Source organism: Cellvibrio sp. KY-GH-1 (assembly GCF_008806975.1).
In the GTDB taxonomy this organism is placed as follows: Bacteria; Pseudomonadota; Gammaproteobacteria; order Pseudomonadales; family Cellvibrionaceae; genus Cellvibrio.
The window spans coordinates 5035784-5054420 of record NZ_CP031728.1 but is presented as its reverse complement, the minus strand read 5'-3'; the positions used below and the strand labels follow the sequence as shown (position 1 = coordinate 5054420).

At 48.1% G+C, this 18637-nt stretch carries 19 protein-coding genes; 14 read left to right on the top strand and 5 right to left on the bottom strand.

Going from position 1 to position 18637, the window contains the following annotated elements; genetic code table 11:
* The first annotated feature begins 144 nt into the window (after positions 1-144).
* Entirely contained in the window at positions 145-2247 is a 2103-nt protein-coding gene (locus tag D0C16_RS21265) for an EAL domain-containing protein (RefSeq protein ID WP_151034198.1), read from the top strand.
* A 157-nt stretch (positions 2248-2404) separates the two neighbouring features.
* On the opposite strand, the gene serB is transcribed toward D0C16_RS21265, so the two are convergent.
* Complete coding sequence (gene serB / locus D0C16_RS21260) at positions 2405-3631, bottom strand: phosphoserine phosphatase SerB (RefSeq protein ID WP_151034197.1); 1227 nt, start codon at positions 3629-3631, stop codon at positions 2405-2407.
* 279 nt (positions 3632-3910) lie between these two features.
* On the opposite strand from serB, the gene D0C16_RS21255 reads away from it, so the two are divergent.
* Positions 3911-5059 carry a hypothetical protein gene (locus tag D0C16_RS21255; protein ID WP_151034196.1) on the top strand — a complete coding sequence of 383 codons (1149 nt, stop codon included), beginning with the start codon at positions 3911-3913 and terminating at the stop codon, positions 5057-5059.
* Positions 5060-5166: 107 nt separating this feature from the next.
* Complete coding sequence (locus D0C16_RS21250; RefSeq protein WP_151034195.1) at positions 5167-6897, top strand: lysophospholipid acyltransferase family protein; 1731 nt, start codon at positions 5167-5169, stop codon at positions 6895-6897.
* Between the two features lie 16 nt (positions 6898-6913).
* Here the strand turns inward: D0C16_RS21250 and D0C16_RS21245 are convergent, their stop codons facing one another.
* Complete coding sequence (locus D0C16_RS21245; protein ID WP_225318793.1) at positions 6914-7819, bottom strand: hypothetical protein; 906 nt, start codon at positions 7817-7819, stop codon at positions 6914-6916.
* Positions 7820-7924: 105 nt separating this feature from the next.
* Here D0C16_RS21245 and mpl point away from each other — a divergent pair, with 105 nt between their 5' ends.
* The 11 genes from mpl (at position 7925) to D0C16_RS21190 (ending at position 16684) form a co-directional block, all read left to right on the top strand.
* Positions 7925-9346 (top strand): UDP-N-acetylmuramate:L-alanyl-gamma-D-glutamyl-meso-diaminopimelate ligase, encoded by a 1422-nt coding sequence (mpl, locus tag D0C16_RS21240; RefSeq protein WP_151034194.1) that lies wholly within the window; start codon positions 7925-7927, stop codon positions 9344-9346.
* A gap of 32 nt (positions 9347-9378) precedes the next feature.
* The gene (locus tag D0C16_RS21235; protein ID WP_151034193.1) at positions 9379-9660 is read left to right on the top strand and encodes a hypothetical protein; all 282 of its coding nucleotides are present in this window, start codon (positions 9379-9381) and stop codon (positions 9658-9660) included.
* A gap of 28 nt (positions 9661-9688) precedes the next feature.
* Positions 9689-10348: a hypothetical protein gene (locus D0C16_RS21230; protein WP_151034192.1), complete on the top strand. Its 660-nt coding sequence runs from the start codon at positions 9689-9691 to the stop codon at positions 10346-10348.
* Position 10349: 1 nt separating this feature from the next.
* The gene (locus D0C16_RS21225; protein ID WP_151034191.1) at positions 10350-10859 is read left to right on the top strand and encodes a DUF2269 family protein; all 510 of its coding nucleotides are present in this window, start codon (positions 10350-10352) and stop codon (positions 10857-10859) included.
* Between the two features lie 52 nt (positions 10860-10911).
* Entirely contained in the window at positions 10912-11529 is a 618-nt protein-coding gene (locus tag D0C16_RS21220; protein WP_151034190.1) for a flavin prenyltransferase UbiX, read from the top strand.
* 165 nt (positions 11530-11694) lie between these two features.
* Entirely contained in the window at positions 11695-14058 is a 2364-nt protein-coding gene (locus tag D0C16_RS21215; protein ID WP_151034189.1) for a PAS domain-containing hybrid sensor histidine kinase/response regulator, read from the top strand.
* A gap of 67 nt (positions 14059-14125) precedes the next feature.
* Positions 14126-15022: a hydroxymethylglutaryl-CoA lyase gene (locus D0C16_RS21210; RefSeq protein WP_151034188.1), complete on the top strand. Its 897-nt coding sequence runs from the start codon at positions 14126-14128 to the stop codon at positions 15020-15022.
* Between the two features lie 110 nt (positions 15023-15132).
* On the top strand, positions 15133-15435 hold the full coding sequence (locus D0C16_RS21205) for a DUF2288 family protein (RefSeq protein ID WP_151034187.1): 303 nt from the start codon (positions 15133-15135) through the stop codon (positions 15433-15435).
* Complete coding sequence (locus tag D0C16_RS21200; RefSeq protein ID WP_225318792.1) at positions 15396-15884, top strand: GNAT family N-acetyltransferase; 489 nt, start codon at positions 15396-15398, stop codon at positions 15882-15884. The genes D0C16_RS21205 and D0C16_RS21200 overlap by 40 nt, the downstream gene beginning before the upstream one ends.
* Before the next feature lie 62 nt (positions 15885-15946).
* On the top strand, positions 15947-16360 hold the full coding sequence (locus tag D0C16_RS21195; protein WP_151034185.1) for a DUF6524 family protein: 414 nt from the start codon (positions 15947-15949) through the stop codon (positions 16358-16360).
* A gap of 18 nt (positions 16361-16378) precedes the next feature.
* Entirely contained in the window at positions 16379-16684 is a 306-nt protein-coding gene (locus tag D0C16_RS21190) for a hypothetical protein (protein WP_151034184.1), read from the top strand.
* 52 nt (positions 16685-16736) lie between these two features.
* Here the strand turns inward: D0C16_RS21190 and D0C16_RS21185 are convergent, their stop codons facing one another.
* The 3 genes from D0C16_RS21185 to D0C16_RS21175 all read right to left on the bottom strand — a co-directional run bounded on the left by D0C16_RS21185 (position 16737) and on the right by D0C16_RS21175 (position 18625).
* Positions 16737-17633 (bottom strand): alpha/beta hydrolase, encoded by an 897-nt coding sequence (locus D0C16_RS21185; protein WP_151034183.1) that lies wholly within the window; start codon positions 17631-17633, stop codon positions 16737-16739.
* A gap of 195 nt (positions 17634-17828) precedes the next feature.
* Complete coding sequence (locus tag D0C16_RS21180; protein ID WP_151034182.1) at positions 17829-18068, bottom strand: hypothetical protein; 240 nt, start codon at positions 18066-18068, stop codon at positions 17829-17831.
* Between the two features lie 17 nt (positions 18069-18085).
* The gene (locus tag D0C16_RS21175; RefSeq protein ID WP_151034181.1) at positions 18086-18625 is read right to left on the bottom strand and encodes a hypothetical protein; all 540 of its coding nucleotides are present in this window, start codon (positions 18623-18625) and stop codon (positions 18086-18088) included.
* Between the last annotated feature and the right edge of the window lie 12 nt (positions 18626-18637).

The following is an 18637-nucleotide window of genomic DNA, read 5'->3' as shown; positions in this document are numbered from 1 at the left end:
TTTCCGGCTTATCGGCAGGAAGTGGTCAGCAAAATCAACAAAAACAAACTAACGACTCCAGGAATTGCAGCGACGCACGGCTCGCGCGCAAAAAAACGCGCTATAGTCACAATGAGCCGGGAGCCCCTGATATACAGAAGACTTATGACAACAACAGAAACCATCCGCTTACTTATCCTGAACAATTCACGCACTGAAGCCGAACGGCTAATCAGCATGCTCCATGCATCCGGTCACCCCTGCCGCGCGCAACATGTGGAAAGTGAAGAAGCGCTGGTGAAATTGCTTCAGGAGCAAAGTTGGGATCTGTTGATAGGTAACGACAAAACCACCAATCCCAACCCGCAAACTGCAATCAAACAAATTCGCCGTCTCAACAAAGATGTTCCCGTCATTCTGCTCAGCGAACTGGATGAAGACGAAAACCCCTTCGCCGTGGTTGAAGGTTTGCGCGTGGGCGCAGCGGATGTCGTTAACCTCGACGATGACCAACATTTATTGCTAGTCATCGATCGCGAGTTAAATAATCGCGAACAGCGCCAGGCACGCCGCAATGCCGACCGTCGCTTTCGCGAAGCGGAGCGCCGCAGCCAGCAACTGCTGGATAGCTCGCGCGATGCCATTGCGTTCGTGCAGGATGGTTTGTATCTCTACGCCAACGAATCATTTGCAGAGCTATTTGCTTACGAAAATCGTGACGACATCGAAGCTATGCCGATTATGGATATGGTCGCCGATGCCGATCAAATCCGCCTGAAAAACTTCTTAAAAGATTTCACCATCAAAGGCGAAGAAGCGGAATCCAGTTCACTGGCCTTCAGCGGCATCACCCAGGCAGGCGAAACCAAACACATTGACCTGGAAGTTTCACTGGTTACTTACGATGAAGAGCCTTGCATCCAGTTTTTAGCGCGTGCAGCATCAGCCGTTGTGCACAGCAACAACGAAGCATTGGAAGCACAACTGAAGCAAATTAAATGGCAGGATCTGGCGACCGGTGTTTACAATCGCCAATACCTGCTCAACCAGTTGGATCACATCATTGATACCGTCGATGACAAACAAATTTTCTGTTTGTTTTATATCGAACTGGATAACTTCAGCGAACGTATCAAAAACACCTTTGGCGTCGCAGGCTCGGATTTAGCGCTGGTAGATATCGCCACTTTACTGCGCGCCAAGGCCAACACCAGCGATACGATTGCACGACTGAGCGACTCCACCTTCGCCATTATTGCACCTAACGTCAAGGCCGATGCTGCGGTCAATCGCGCTAACCAACTGTGCAAAGATATTGAAGCGCACATTATCGATATCGATCACAAAACACTGCAGATTACATGCAGTATCGGCATATCGCTAATTAATGAGACCACTACCAGCACTAACACCGTCATTGAACAGGCGCGCATGGCAATGGAAAAAGTGCGCAGCGAAAATGGTAACAGCGCGCTCTTGTTTGAACCGGAAATTTCCAAAGAAGAAATCAAGATCGACGTAGCCGCCGTTATCCAACACGCACTCGCGAATGACCGTTTCCGTTTGTTGTTCCAACCTATTATCAGCTTGCGTGGCTCTGACGAAGAGTACTACGAAGTCTATTTGCGCATGCTGGATGATAAGGGCGAAGAAATTACGCCCAATCATTTCCTGGAAGCGGCGGCCAACATCAGCGTTGCCACTAAAATTGATCGCTGGGTCATTCTCGAATCAATCAAGATGCTGTCCCAGCATCGCGCCAAGGGCAATAAAACCAAACTGATTGTGAATATCGGACGTCAGTCACTGTGTGATGAAACCCTGATTCCCTGGCTGGGCGTTGCGTTTAAGGCGGCAAAATTATCGCCTGATTCAATTGTGTTCCAAGCGCAAGAAATTGATGTCACCAACCACCTGAATGCAGCGAAAGGGTTTTCCGAAGGTCTAACCAAACTTAGAACCCAATTCTCGATCAGCAATTTTGGTTGCTCATTGAATCCGTTTAATACCCTGAGCCATGTACCTGCCGAAATGATTAAGGTGGATGGGTCTTTCACGACTGACATTCAGAACAATAATGAAAGCCCGGAAACATTGATCCAATTAATTGAAAAGCTAAACAGCGAAAACAAAATAACCCTGGTGCCCTTTGTAGAAAACGCCAGCGTACTTTCCACCCTGTGGCAAGCCGGCGCCCACTATATTCAGGGTCACTACTTGCAAGAGCCAAGCACCGGCATGACTTACGATTTCAATATGGAATCCTAATCGCGCGAGTGTCCTTATACGAAGTGGAAGCTGAGCGTCGCACTAATCAGACGCTGCTAAATATAAGCCTTAGCAACCACAGATTGGCGACTAAAATACAGACATAAAAAAACCGGAGCCAGCTCCGGTTTTTTTATGTCTTCGTGTTCAATCTTTCCTACAATTTATCCCGCTCGCGAAATCCAAGCAGATACAAAATTGCATCCAACCCGAGATTGGAAATATTGTGCTCCGCGGAGGCTTTTACTAACGGCTTCGCACGGAAAGCGACACCGAGACCAGCAACACTCAGCATAGGTAAGTCATTTGCACCATCGCCAACGGCTATAACCTGCTCCAACGCAATACCTTCTTGTTTGGCAAGCATCTCCAACAATTCCGCTTTACGTTTGCCGTCGACGACAATACCTTTCACTTCGCCGGTAACCTTGCCATCCACAATATCCAGCTCGTTGGCATAGACATAATCAATGCCGAGTTTATTTTGCAGAAAATTGCCAAAATAATTAAAACCGCCCGAGAGAATGGCCGTTTTGTAACCGAGTTTTTTCAGCGTGGAAATTAATTTCTCTGCACCCTCATTTAATCGCAGCTGCGCAGCAATGCCTGCCAGCACTGATTCATCCAGACCTTTTAACAGCGCCATACGCCGTGCAAAACTCTGCTTGAAATCCAGCTCGCCACGCATGGCCGCTTCAGTAATTTCAGCAACTTGTTCACCCACACCAGCCGCTTTTGCCAATTCGTCGATGACTTCCGCGTCGATCAAGGTGGAATCCATGTCGAAACACACCAGACGGCGATTGCGGCGGTAAACCGTATCGCGCTGGAACGCGACATCAATATTGAGCTGTGCAGACAACTCCATAAAGTCCGCACGCAATGCGGTTAAATCGGCAGGCGTGCCGCGCACCGAAAACTCTACACATGCGCTGGATTGAGCAGCCTCTTCAGCCGTTAACTCCGCCAGCGACACGCGCCCCGAGAGACGATTAATAGAATCAATATTCAAACCGTGTTTAGAGGTCACTGCGGTCAGCTCCGCAATCATGGCTGCATCTACCTGCCGCGCCAACAGCGTCACAATATGGCGAGTCTTACCCTGCTGCTCAGCCCATTGGTCATAACTTTCCGCGCTGATGGTTTGGAAGCGGACCTGAATACCTAATGGCTCAGTCGCCTGCTGGATCTGTTCCAGCAACTGCGCGCGCGCTTCAGCGGCAATACGCAGCTCCACTAAAATCCCCAGCGCCAGGGTATCGTGAATGACCGCCTGGCCAATATCCAGCACGCGGGCATTAACATTGGCCAGTACACGGGTAATCGCGCGAGTGACGCCGGGCTTGTCCACGCCCGAGGCGTTAATCAGTAAAATTTCGTTCACAGAGCCTCTCTTGATGAGCTATTTTTTAGCTACTTTAGTGAGCCAGACCATGATGCGCTGGCGTAGGGCTTGGCCCCTGGGGGCGAAAGCGCGCATTCTAGCGGAATTTAACGCAGCCCCACAGCAGCTTGTGACGCGAACTAGCGCTTAGCAGCCGACAACAACTTAAGCTAGAATGCAATTCCAGACGACATGGCGCAGGCCGCCGTCTTTCACGACCCAGGCAGGAACCGGGGTTACAACAGAAACGCATGCAGTTGCGCACGGACTTCACTAGAAATGACCATTATCAACACCTATCGCAGTTACCCACAACTTTCCCTTTGCAGCCTGCTGCTCATCGCGCTGGGCATTTTTGGCGGTTGGGCTTACAGCTATAACAGCGAACTCAATCAACGCGAACAAATTAATCATTATGGCCAAGTACTCGCCAATAGTGCCGCGCGCCAGGCCGTAAACGCCACCTTGCAGCAAGACCTGGTAAGCCTGCAGGCCATTCTGTTGGAAGTCAGCCAGTACCCTCACGTGATTGGTTCCACTATTCACTCGGTAGAAAACCAATTATTGGTGCAAAGCGGCTTTAAACCCAATCAGGAAATTAAAGGCAAGCGCTACACCTTTTCTGCCGCTATTGCATTGCATAACAACGTTGCCGGTTATCTGGAAGTTTCTCTGGATGTTCCCTTGCACAGCGAGCGCGACTATCGCTTTTTTATGATGTGGATGGGTGCGGTATTTGTATCGCTATTAGCAATCTGGTGGACTATCCAGCGCCAGTGGTGGGCAGAACTCAAGGATAAATTGCCCAGCACCAGCGAGATAGTAACTGCGGTGGTGGAAAAAATGCCTACCATCGAAGACATCCCCGAGCCGGAACCAGAAGCGCCCAAGCACGTTTCCGTTCGTTTGAGTTTGCAAATCGTCAATATGAGCAAGCTCTACCAGCAATTAAACAGTGAAAGTTTTGCCGCAGTGTTACGCCGTTTTGAAAAACAATTGCAGGGTGTGTTGAATTTGTATTCCGGCGAGCGGCAAATGTTATCGGGTGAAACACTGATTATCGATTTCACCGGAGAAGCGTTTTACGAGTGCAGTTTTCGCGCCGTCTGTGCCGCGCAGTTACTGAGCAACCTCGCGGCGAAAAACCCCAGCCCGCGCTTGCACCTTGCCGCCGCCGTGCATGAATTATCAGCACCGGTCAGCGCCAACAAATCGCTGCTGAAAGATTTTGTGGTACAGCACAATAATTACCTGAAGCCGGACAAAGGCGAAATATTAATTAGCCAGCGTTTGATTGATGCAGACTTGCAAGAGCATCTGGATATCGTCAACGACAGCGGTAAATTTATCGCCCTCAAAGCACCTTACGCTGCGCTGCTATCCAAGCAAGAAGAGCAGTTAACCGGGACGACGACTCCGGCAACGTAGCACTCACTCTCAGTACTGAATGTCACACAACTGCAATCGGTTTATCACACAAACGTCACACCACAGTCATAACCTCAGGGAAAACATCCTGCAAGGTTATGACTGCCATGCTCAATATCGAACAATCCCTCGTCGACAAATTCCCCGGCTTTAATCAGCAAGCACCCATTGTACGCAATTCTACCCTGAGCATTCTGCGCAAACTCACCCATGAAAAAGAAATCAATGCCTTCCTGCGCGAGCATGAAGGGAACCAAGGCATCGATTTTATCGACCGGATTTTTGAGTATTTCAATTTCAGTTACAGCGTCTCCCAGCGCGAGCGCAATAATATTCCCGCACAGGGGCGAGTAATCATTATCGCCAACCACCCCATTGGTTCGCTGGATGGCTTGGCACTGGTGCGTTTGGTAAGCGAAGTGCGCAAAGATGTAAAAATTATTGCTAATGATATGCTCATGGCCTTTGAACCGCTGCACGAGTTGCTCTTGCCGTTAGACAATATGACACGCGGAGCCTATAAGCAGAGCTATAAGAATATTTTACAAGCGCTAAATAACGACGAAGCCATTATTATTTTCCCGGCGGGCGAAGTCTCGCGCGCCAGCCCCAAAGGCATTCGCGATGGAAAGTGGCAGGCGGGATTTTTACATTTTGCACGCAAAACCAAAGCGCCGATTTTGCCGATTTTTGTCTCTGCCAAAAATTCACTGCTGTTTTACAGCGCATCGATGATATTCAAACCCTTAGCCACCGCCCTGCTCGCCCACGAAATGTTTAATAAACATTCGGCTGAAATTAAATTCCGAATTGGCGAAGTGATTCCCCACCACGCATTGGAAACCGACAAGCTGGCGGACAAGGCGCTAATTAAACGCCTGAAAAAACACCTTTATAAAATCGGCAAAAATCGCAGTGCAAAGGGTCAACGCCCGGCGATTTTTATCACCGAAAAAACCATCGCCCACCCGGAAGATCGGGCCGCTTTAATCAAGGAGTTTAAATCGGCAGAACTGATTGGCCAAACGCGCGATAACCACGGCATTTATTTGTGCGATTACAACCATCACCCCACCGTGCTGCGCGAAATTGGTCGACTACGTGAGCAAACATTTCGTTTAGTAGGTGAAGGCACCGGTAGCCGCCGCGACTTGGATAAGTACGATCACTATTATCGTCATCTGGTATTGTGGGATGAGGAAAAGCTGTGTATCGCCGGCGCCTATCGTTTAGGTGAGGCGCAAAAAATTCTCCATAGAAAAGGTATTAGCGGGCTGTACACCGCCGATTTATTTGAGTTTCAGCCCGGCATTAAACCCTATCTCGAACAAGGATTGGAATTGGGCCGCAGTTTTGTGCATCCGGATTATTGGGGCAAAGCCAGCCTGGATTATTTATGGCAGGGTTTGGGCGCCTACATCAAACACAACCCGGACATTCGCTACGTATTTGGCCCGGTGAGTATGAGCGCGCAATACCCGAAAGCACTGCGCGATTTGTTGGTGTTTTATTACGAGCGCTATTACAAAGACAGCGAGAGCCTTGCGGAAGGCAAACACCCGCATGAAATTGATGAAGATGCGTTAATTGCGTTGCAACACAAATTCAGCAAGCTGGATCGCGATCAGGGTTTTGAAATTCTGCAAACGGAATTTTCCACTGCCGGTCACAAAATCCCTGTGCTGTTTAAGCAATATGCTGCACTCTATGAAGAAGGGGGTTATGAACTACTCGCCTTTAGCGTGGATTCAGAATTCGGCAATTGTGTAGACGGATTATTTATGGGTGACATCACCCAAATGAAAGCCGCCAAGCGCGCGCGTTATCTTGGCGGCTAATGGGAGAGCGCTAAGCCTATTTAAAATCACTGGGCTGAAACCAGTAACGCGGATTTCTATAATCCGTTCCCGCCGGCATGTTGGGGTTTTCAATATGAATCCAGCGCAGGTTCTTCACCTTGTTGAGCGGAAACGCGATTTTGGTTAAGGGGTGCAGCTCCATGTGCTTAACAAATGAGCCATCATCAATCATTTTTTCCAGGCCCATTTCTATCCAGCGCGCCAGCTCTTCATCTTTTGGGTTTACAAAAAAATACAGCGCAAAGGGATATTCCAGAATCAGGTTTTCGTAAAACATTAAATCGGGATAGGTTGCTTTGCGCTGCTCTACTTCTGAATAGCCCTCAAAATAGCCGCGCGGAAAATATTCGCAACGCAAACTAGCCACTTCCTGAAAGATGCGATCAAAGCTGGAGATCTCACGCACTTTTAAACCTGCCATGCGCAACACTTTGGTATCAGGCCACTCCACACCCTGGCAAGCGGAATAGCCACTCAGCACTTTTAAATCGCTCACTCCATCAAACGCCCCTTTCATGCGCTTCTGGATAATAAAACGGCGATGGCCGATTAAACCGCGATCCAACGGGATGCGAACGGGGCGCAGCTTGCGCTCGCGCTCTGCGTCTGTGCCCATCCAATAGACGTCCACTTTTTTGCCGCGAATCATTTCCTGCACACCCAAACCTTGTTCCATCAACTCGGTTTCATGAATTACGGGCACCGGCCGCCCACCCGCGCCAGCCTCCAGGGCCTTGCGCAAGAGTTGTACAAAATAATCCTGGGCAACCGCAAATTCTGACTTGGCCGCCGCAACTTTAACCACACGGGAATTTGGATTAATAGAAGCCTGTGCCGATGCCTCGACAACCATCAAGCTCAACGCTATTACCGCACTAACAATAATTGACCCATATCGCACGGGTTGATACTCCTGCCAGACTCAATCAGGTTGCAATCCACTGAAAAGTATAGGTTAATCCCTTTATACCAATCACACAAAACACTATTCAATAATGAGTTAAATATGCACATTCATATACTCGGAATTTGTGGCACTTTCATGGGTAGCCTCGCCCAACTCGCCAAACAACTCGGCCACCGCGTTACCGGCAGCGACGCCAATGTCTACCCGCCCATGAGCACCCAACTTGAACAAGCAGGCATTGAGCTAATTCAAGGTTTTGACCCCATCCATCTGCAACCGCCCCATATGCCCACCCCGCCTGACCTGGTAGTGGTTGGCAACGCCATGAGCCGCGGCAACCCCAGTGTTGAATATGTACTCAATCAAGGCATTCCTTATACCTCCGGCCCACAATGGCTGCGCGACCACGTGTTGCAAGGCAAATGGGTATTGGCGGTCGCTGGCACCCACGGAAAAACCACTACATCCTCGATGCTCGCCTGGATTCTGGAATACGCCGGTATGGAACCGGGTTATTTGATTGGCGGCGTCACCAAAAATTTCCCCACGTCTGCGCGCCTTGGCAATACGCCATTTTTTGTGGTGGAAGCGGACGAATACGACAGCGCCTTTTTTGATAAGCGCTCCAAGTTTGTTCACTACAACGCGCGTACAGTGATTTTAAATAACCTCGAATTTGATCACGCCGATATTTTCCCCGACCTCGCGGCGATTCAAAAACAATTCCATCATTTGGTGCGCACAGTCCCCAATAACGGTTTATTAATTTCCCCGACTAACGACAAAGCCCTTGCAGAAGTGATTCAACAAGGTTGCTGGACACCGCAACAACAATTTACGGTGATTAGCGAAGAAAACTCTGCACAGGAACCTACTACCGAACAGAAAGCACCAGAATGGCAAGCCAAGCTGTTAGCGACCGACGGCTCCGCTTTCGCGGTAATTCACAATGGTGAAGAAGTTGCGAAAATTCACTGGGCACAAACCGGCATTCATAATGTGAATAATGGATTAGCCGCAATTATCGCCGCACGCCATGTGGGCGTAACACCAGAGCACGCCGCTAAAGCACTCGAACAATTTGCCGGTGTAAAACGCCGTATGGAAATTTTAGCTGACGTCCATAGCATCAAAGTCTACGATGATTTCGCCCATCACCCCACCGCGATTAAAACCACACTCGCCGGTTTGCGCGCAAAAGTGGGTGACGAAAAAATTATCGCCATCATCGAACCCCGCTCCAACACCATGCGCATGGGCGTCCACAAAAGCTCACTCAACAAAAGCGTCACCGACGCGGACGACGTTTTGTGGTACCAACCCCCGAATGTCGATTGGGCCATGGACGAGATCGTCAACAAAAGCCCGGTACCCGCAAAATTGGTAAGAGACCTGGATGAACTCATCCACTGCGCCATCTCCATCAGCGAACCCAACACGCATATTGTGATTATGAGCAATGGCGGGTTTGGCGGTGTGCATCAGAAGTTGGTGGATCAACTGACTAAGCATGCGCTGTAAGCTACCCATAAACTTAGCTAGGGATGACCACTATGGATTTTGGCAGTTGGTTTTTTGCTACTGGGTTAATATGGCTCCTATATTCAACGCTCACAATATATGGTGCGTGTAGGTTTCCGCTTTACTCTGGCTTTGACAAAGTCAAAGCCACCATGTTGACAATTTTTATCCCGTTTGCCGGGGCCTATCTTGTAAATTATGACATGGGATATCGTTTAAACAATGAAGGGAAAGAAACGCTATTGATTGAATTACCCTGGTGGGCATCCATCGGAGTCAATTCGAAACGTCTGCCGAAAGACATTGATGACTAAACAATGTAACGGAGATGGCGATCGATCTATGCAGAAAAATTCAACCCTTGGTTTTCTGATTGTTTTAATCCTAACCCTCGCCTGCCTCCAAATGGCTTTCGTTATTACCGATGGGTTAGTTGCCTCCGGCAATAGCATTACTGAGCGCAATGCATTTATTCAAAACAATTTAGCACTCTGGCAATTGGGGTGGTTTAACTGGATGCTGGCGGCGCTGGGGTTGTTGACCTTTTGTATTATGTTATTGCCGTTTATTCCGGAATCTGAATGGCGATTATTGGGTGTGTTGTTGGTGGGGTTAGGAATAGTGCCGGATATTGGGGCGGAGGTGATTTTTGCGTTTGTGATTCCGCATAGTCACAGTATTGACCCGACGCTTGCCAGTATGCAAACGCTGGAAATGATTGCCATGCAATTAACCGGAACACTCGGCAATGGGCTTTATAATATCGGTGGGTTGTTGCTGAATATTTTGTTGCTGCGGAACAAAGCCTTACCGCGAAAAATAATTTTCGCCGGCATTCCCGGTTGGTTCTTTGGTTTTGGGCTGAGTATTTGCTGTGCATTTTATGCATTGGATGCAGCGAAATTTTTTACCGCCGCCGGTATGGTGTGGAGCACGGCGTGGATGCTGGCGATTGCCGTGTTTGTATTTCCTCATCAACAGACTATGAAAGTCACCCATTAAAATGAATAGTGTTGATTGGTTTATCGGCCTGAAAATACTGCATATAGGTGCGTTGATTTTTTGGTTGGGGCCAAGCCTGGGCGCCTGGTGCATGTTGATGGCACTGCGGCAGCGCGAGGGCGAATTTACATCGGCAACTCATCTGGGTTACAAAGTATTTATCCAGATGCTGATACTCGAACATATCGCCTTTGTGTGCCTGGTCGCTTCGGGTATCGCGATGGCAGCGCTGCTATTTGGCTTTGCACAGCCCTGGCTGCAATGGAAATTGCTTATTATTCTGCTGGTAATTATTCCATTAGAAATTGCCGATATCTGGTACGGCAATATCAAACTGCCGCAGATTTTCGCGCAATTAAATACCCAGCGGTACGATCAACAATCATCCGCGCGGCTGCATATTTACCATGTGTACGTAACTCGCGCAGCGATAGTCGCCATTCCAGTAAGCGTTTTGGCAATTATGTGGCTTGTCATCGCCAAACCCCATATCATAAGCCTATGGGAATAGCAGCGCGCGAAGCTGCGCATCTGACACTGTTACAAAACTTGAGGCACCACCTATGACTCAATCAAAACAACGCACCATCACACTCGCAATAACGGGCGCTTCCGGTGCCCAGTACGGGTTGCGACTGTTGCAGTGTTTGTTGGCGGCGGATTGCAAAGTGTATTTGATGATTTCCAGTGCAGCGGAAGTAGTTATTCGCACTGAGACAGATTTGGATTTGCCGCGCGATATTGATGAACAGCAGGCGTTTTTCAGTTCTCTGTTTGAAGCGGATGAAGACCAACTGCAAGTGCTGGCAAAAGACGATTGGTTTGCCGCTGTGGCTTCCGGTTCCAGTTCGCCGAGCTCGATGGTGATTTGCCCCGCGAGCGGCGGAACCTTATCGGCTATTGCGCATGGCGCCAGCAATAATTTAATTGAACGCGCCGCCGATGTTGCGCTAAAAGAGCGGCGCAAATTAATTGTAGTTCCTCGCGAGACGCCCTACTCGGAAATCCATTTGGAAAATATGCTCAAGCTCACTCAAATGGGCGTGGTGGTACTACCCGCAAGCCCCGGTTTTTATATGCAGCCACAAACTGTAGAAGAGTTAATTGATTTTATTGTTGCCCGTATTCTGGATCAGCTGGGCGTTACGCAGGAGTTAATGCCACGCTGGGGTGAGGATTAACAAAAAGCGACGGTGCAAAACCCGGCCATACAAACGGGGAATTTGTGACAAAACCTGTGCCATCAGCTAGGCTAAGGGAATTGGAGTTAATCACTGCACTCATGTTGGTAACACGGAAACTTACGCGCCAACCCAAGGAAGCGCAGCTAATACAGGGGACTCCTTATGCTGGAGCACAATAATAATTTCCCGTTTGTATTATTCGTTTATAAAACCTCAGCCACGGGCGGCAAATTTGAATTTTGCAGCCCAACCATCAGCCGTTTTTTTAATATCTCCCCCGCCAGCGTTCTGGCCAGTGCCAGTGTGTTTTTCGATGTATTTCCTGAACCGGAAAAATCCCTGTTACAGCAGCGTTTCGCCGAAGCTAGCAATAGCCACAGCAATAATGAAAACGCAGACCCGCTGATCAACTTTGAATTTACCTACAAATCCCCAGCCGGTGACAAGTGCCGTTTTTTGCTCCAGGCAACTTACGATCCATCGGAAAGTAGTAGTGCTGAGGGCAGTTGGTCGGGCGCCATTTTTTCGATCGAAATCAGCTACCGCAAACAGGAAGCCGCCATTAAATCGGCCAATTATTTTTTGTTCCTGCAAGACCAATTGCCGGATTTGTTTTACTACAAAGACCCTCAGTCGCGCTTTTTAGGCGGTAACAAAGCCTGGAAGGAGTTTCACGGCTTTAAGTCGACCGATCAATGGCTGGGTAAAACTGATAAGGATTCACCCAAGTTTTCACCCGAAGAAGGCATTCGTATTTTTGAAGAAGAACAAGACATGTTGCGCTCCGGAAAAATGCGTCGTCAGCGCGAGCACATTCTTAATAGTGCCGGACAGGAAAAATACATTGATTCCATAAAGGTTCCTATTTTTGATGATCGTCAAAAACTCTTGGGCATGGTGGGATTATCGCGAGACATCACCGAACAAGTGCACACAGAAAATGCATTGGATTACGCAAAAACAGCGGCCGAGCAAGCCGCGGTAGCCAAGAGCTCATTTCTCGCTGTAATGAGCCATGAAATTCGCACACCCATGAATGGTGTTATTGGCTGTGCGTCACTGCTGGGTGAAACAAGGCTGGACGATGAACAACGACAATTGGTGCGCACCATTCAAAGTTGCGGCGAAGGCCTGTTGGTTATCATCAATGACATTCTCGATTATTCCAAAATTGAAGCCGGCCAGATCATTCTGGATATACATTCATTCCATTTGCGAGAATTAATTGAGGATACCCTCGAGTTATTTTCCAAAAGCGCGGCCGACAAAAAGCTGGAATTAAACTATTACATAGAACCAGAAGTACCACTGCACTTGGAGGGGGATTCTTCACGTATTCGCCAGGTGCTGATTAATTTAATTGGCAATGCCATTAAATTTACCGAGCGCGGCGAAGTCATACTGCGCATTGAGTTGCAGCATAAAAATAGTGATGAAAGCAGCTGCAAAATTTTATTTGCCGTTCACGATACTGGTATAGGCATACCCGACGAGCACCAAGGCAATTTGTTTCAGGTTTTTACCCAAGCGGATAACTCGATCACCCGCAAATACGGCGGCACTGGGTTAGGGCTGGCGATTTCCAAAAAAATTGTGCAGCAAATGGGCGGAGAAATCTGCTTTAACAGCAAAGTTCACAAGGGCACCAGTTTTTACTTTACCACCCAGGTGATGTATGAAGACAAAGCGCACGAACAACAAGCGTTGGACACCCATCAATTTAATAATTTGCACGCGCTAATTGTGGATGACAATGCCACCAATCGAAAAATTCTCGCGGCCACCTTAATGCAATGGGGTATGCGTGCTACTGCGTATGCATCACCAGAAAATGCCCTGGAAAACGCAGGGCTAGGACATCATTTTGATGTGGCCATTCTCGATCAATGTATGCCGGGGATGCATGGCAGCGAACTGGCCGAACGACTGAATGATCTCCGCCCTACCGCCCCCATTCCCACTATCATACTCAGCAGCGCCTCTGATCGCTCCAGCGGGCGCATCAGCACGTTTATTAGTTTGCAAAAGCCTACGCGCAATAATGATTTGATTCGCGCTTTACTGCGCGCATTGAAACTCGGCAGTCATCACCCGGATGCGCAGACCAAAAGCGTGCCGGTAGCCACCAAAAAAACACGCATCCTGGTCGTGGAAGATAACAGCGTGAATCAGATGGTTGTGATTAAAATGCTCGCCAAACTCGGCTACACCAATGTCACCGCCGTTGCCGATGGCAGAGAGGCAGTGGATATCTGCAAAGAAATTCCTGTCGAAATTATTTTAATGGATATTCAAATGCGCATTATGGATGGCTACACCGCCACTGAAATTATTCGCGCGCAACAGAATGCCGGCCCTCAACCCTGGATTATTGCGTTAACGGCGGGTGTTCAACAAGCAGAAACTGATCGCGCCTTTGCGTGCGGGATGAACGCATTTGCCACCAAACCAATCCAGCTTGAACAACTGCATCAAGTCCTGAGCGACGCCGAGCAAACCCTACCGGGCGCCAGCCTTTCTGCTTAAATCGGGTTCAAGCACCCACACCTATCTGGTAAACTTTCGCTCACATCCATTAGCGATAATTTTCCCTATGAGTCTTCCCAAACAAGTTCGTATTGTTGAAGTTGGCCCACGCGATGGTTTGCAAAATGAAAAGCAAGCTATTCCCACCAGCGCCAAAATCCAACTGATTGAAAATCTGGTCGATGCCGGATTGCATTACATTGAAGCCGGCAGTTTTGTAAACCCGAAATGGGTACCGCAAATGGCCGACAGCGGTGAGGTATTTTCCGGCATTGCACGAAAGCAAGGCGTTACCTATGCAGCACTCACGCCTAATCTGCAAGGTTATGAGCGCGCTATCGCTGTTGGCGCCAATGAAGTCGCCATTTTCGCAGCGGCATCCGAAGCTTTTAGTCAAAAAAATATTAATTGCTCCATCGCAGAAAGTATCGCACGTTTTGAAACCTTGATTAGCGCTGCAAAAAAACAACAGATTCCAGTGCGTGGTTATATTTCCTGTGTTGCCGGCTGCCCTTATGCCGGCAAAGTTGATCCCAACATTGTCGCTGGCATTGCCAATGATTTGCTCGCGCTTGGGTGCTACGAAATTTCATTGGGCGATACCATTGGGGTGGGCACCGCCGGGCAAATTAAACAGCTAGTGGAAATACTTGCGCGCACTATCCCTATCGAAAAAATTGCAGTGCACATGCATGATACTTACGGCCAGGCACTAGCCAATATTTATGCCGCGCTGGAAACGGGTGTAAGCGTGATAGATTCCTCTGTCGCCGGGTTAGGCGGCTGCCCCTATGCCGTAGGTGCGACCGGAAATGTCGCCACGGAAGATGTAGTGTATTTGTTAAATGGTTTAGGTATTGAACACGGCATAGACTTGGAAAAGTTAATTTATGCCGGTAATACCATCAGTAATGTTTTAGGAAAACCAACCAATTCTCGCGTCGCGCGCGCACTGAGTAAATAATCAATACCCCCTCCCAGCCTTCCCCTTGCCAGGGGGAGGAGCTTTATTCCCCTCCTCGTCTCAAGGGCAGGGCAAGGGTGGGGTTAAAGAGTTTTGCACTAGAGGTAAACATGACCAACGAACTCGAACAACAACTTAATTTGGAAACCGCGCAAATTCACTGGCGGGAACTGCAACGCTTTTTTGCCAGCGGCAATGCTATCGCGGTAGATCCAAGCCTTGACCTCACGCATGTCGCTGCAGAAATCGCCGCAGACAATGCAGCGCAATTAAAAGAATGGATGGAAGCAGGCCTGGTCGATGCCGTAAAAGATGCCCAAGCATTGCAATGGTATGAAGCAGATTCATTGGTGTGGGCTGTGGTAATTAAGCCATGGGTGTTGGTACAGCCGATTATCGAGCGGGCACACTAAATATGCGCAGCATTCGCCGCGCACAGGCTAACGATGTCGAAGCCATTGGCAAGCTTTATAGCGAATTAACCACACTGTCTACGCCGTCCGTATCCGCTGAACGTATCGCAGCGATTGCTAGTAGCGCGCTGACCCATCTGCTGGTGTGCGAAAATGACGGCGAGGTAATTGCCACGGCGCTGGTCTGTTTGTGTGAAGATGTTATGTTTCAAGACCAACCGTTTGCCGTGGTGGAAAATGTAATTGTCGGCACCCAGTATCAACGAGAAGGTATTGGCAAATACCTGATGGATTACATAGAGGACTTTTGTTTGCAGCAGAACTGCAGCAAGATTATGCTAATGACCGGTAGCGTGAACCGAAACGCTCGGGATTTTTATACCGCCATGGGTTATGACCCCGATGCAAAAATTGGCTTGATTAAATATCGTCGTAATTTTGGTCACTAGAATCGCGACTTTTGCACACTGGCAAAGATATTTTGTTAACTTCTTAACAACAGGACCTCACTATGAACCTCACTGGCACTGGCATAGCGTTACGATTTTTATTTGCACTGCTATTGGTGTTGCTGAGCTATAACCCCAGCGGCTACTCCTACTTCCATTGGGTCTACCAGAGTATCAGTCATATCACCCCCTATATTGTTATCGCCGGTTTGATACTGCTGATTGGCTGGGGTATTTATATTAAAGCTACGCTGAATTCACTCGGCGTGGTCGGGATTGTTATTTTAGCGGCGTTATTCGCAAGCTTGATATGGTTGTTTGTCTATTGGGGTTTTTTAAGTGTAACCAATATTTCGGCCATGGCCTGGGTGATAGAAGTATTACTTGCCGCCCTACTCGCAGTAGGAATGTGTTGGTCGCATTTAACACGCCGTATGAGCGGGCAAGTAGACGTTGATGAGATTGAAGAGAAATAATTTAATAAGGAGAGCGCCATGCTGGACAAAATGAAAGATATTGGTAACCAGGCACTGGTACTGACGGGTGACGCCATAGGCGCTGTTACCAATACGGTGAGCAGTGGCGTTGACTCGCTGAATGAGAAAGCCGTGCGCGCATCGACAGCGCAAATGTACCGGATTTTGGAAATAGCATTGGAAGAATTAAAGGGGCGGCCACTGGCACAGCAGCCACTCTCTTTGACATCGTCGATTAATGTCGGTGTCGCGTCCTTGGAACTACAAATTCACCTCAATAATGAAGCGGGCCCAGCGCAAGAAACAACGAGCGAGCAAATATAATTTGAGCGCAATAAAAAAGGGGAAATATTCAGGTATTTCCCCTTTTTTATTGCTATTTTTTGGGTTGTTCCAAATAGGCTTTTTCCAATCCGCTCGGGCCAGCGGGCTTTTTCGGTTTCCATACCCACTTAAGGCCTCTTACATAACCATCACCTTTCACGGCGGTGTGATCCAGATCTTCCATCACATAATTTTGCAAAGCCAAACCCTGGTACTTACGCTCTGCCAAGGTCGTTTGGAATTGCGCGATAGGTTCGCGAAATACTGAATATTCTTTCGCGCCGTAAGAAATAAACACACGACCGGGCAGAGATTGATGATCTTTTGCATAAGACTGATCAAATTTAATCAACGCTTTATTGTCCCACTCTACCGCCGGGCTGATGGCGATAAATCCTGAGAAGAACTCAGGCGCCTTATACGCTGCCGTTAACGTAAAAAGTCCACCCAGGGAGTTGCCCGATAAAACTCTGTCCGTACTCAGACCGCGATATTGTTTTTCAATTAAGGGCGCAACTTCAGTTTTGATAAACGCTAAAAACTGATCGGACTTTCCTGAACCCTCATCCACCGGAGTAAAGGTGTAATCCAAGCGGCGCTCTTTACCATAGTCTTTTCCCTCGGGATAGGAAAGACCAACCATAATAAATTCAGGGACTTCATTATCGTAAATCAGGTTGCCGTAGGTGGATGCGAGCAAGGGAGTATCCCAATAAGCATCCAGATAATAGAGCACCGGGTATTTTTTTGTGGGCTGACTCTGGTAGCTGGAGGGCAAAATAATAACCAATTCGTGTTGCCGCCCGGTATTTCGGGATTCAATGGGAATTATATGCGAGTTACCAATCACGAAGGATCTGTCACTTTCCTGTTGTGCACCGACAACACCGCTTACCAATAACAACACCATGGCAAGCATTGAATTTCTAATTAAAACACTATTCTTCATTGAAACCTCTTTTCGTAATTAATCGGGTCTCTGTACACTTTTGACTGGATTTTATTGTTATAGTCGAACGATTAGCTCGCTCGGTATTTCAGACTGATTTTCGTTGAAGTTCAATAATCTTTAAACAACATTACCTTAACTGGCATAAGCCACCCACGGGAGCCGCAATTACCGGCGGCCCCCCGGTGCCTAAAACTAACTAGAAATTTTTTCGCTTATCTCCTGCATCTTTGTGCGCATAGCAGAATCTATTTCATAGGGTTTGACCCTGTCGATGATCCCCTTTAGTACACGCATTTCATTGCTATCTATAACACCATCTCGCTCAGCAATTGCGAGTATTTTACCCAACTCATTAGCGTCCAAACGCCCATCATTGCTAAAGCATTGAATTGAACGAAACGACATTTCTAAATAGTCACGCGACTCAGCCATGAGTTTCTCCTGATTTACTAGTCTTGATGTGAAATTAAATATTGTTTTATTGCATCTTTATTGGGTTGCTCTAGCAACCAATCGCGAAACTCCTTAACCCTGCTAAAGCTCTCGCTGCCCAGCAATTTCTCATAGCGCTCATTAAGTGCAATTTCCTGACGCTGTTTGCGGATATTACGCTGCCAGGCGTCGGTAAAAATTTTCGGTAGCTTATCCTGCAGATCCAACTGCTTCAGCAATTGCCATTCGCCCTTATCCAACCAGGCCTCATCGCAAGCACTGCATAAATCCAGTTTATGGTTAGTCTGCGGACCAATTTGATATTTCATCATCAAGCGGCTGCACTTAGGGCAAGAATGAACAGATTCAGACTCACTTACCTCTGCATCATTCGCCGAAGCTTCAGCAACACTGGTGGAAGCATAGCGATCCGCCCAGAAGCGATAATTCATCAAAGATACCAAAGCGCCGCTGCAAGACGGACAGCTTGCTGCTACCAAACCTGGTTCCAGCTCTTGTGGTTCTAATTGGGTATTTTTACAGCTACTGCAATGCATGATCTCTCCTTT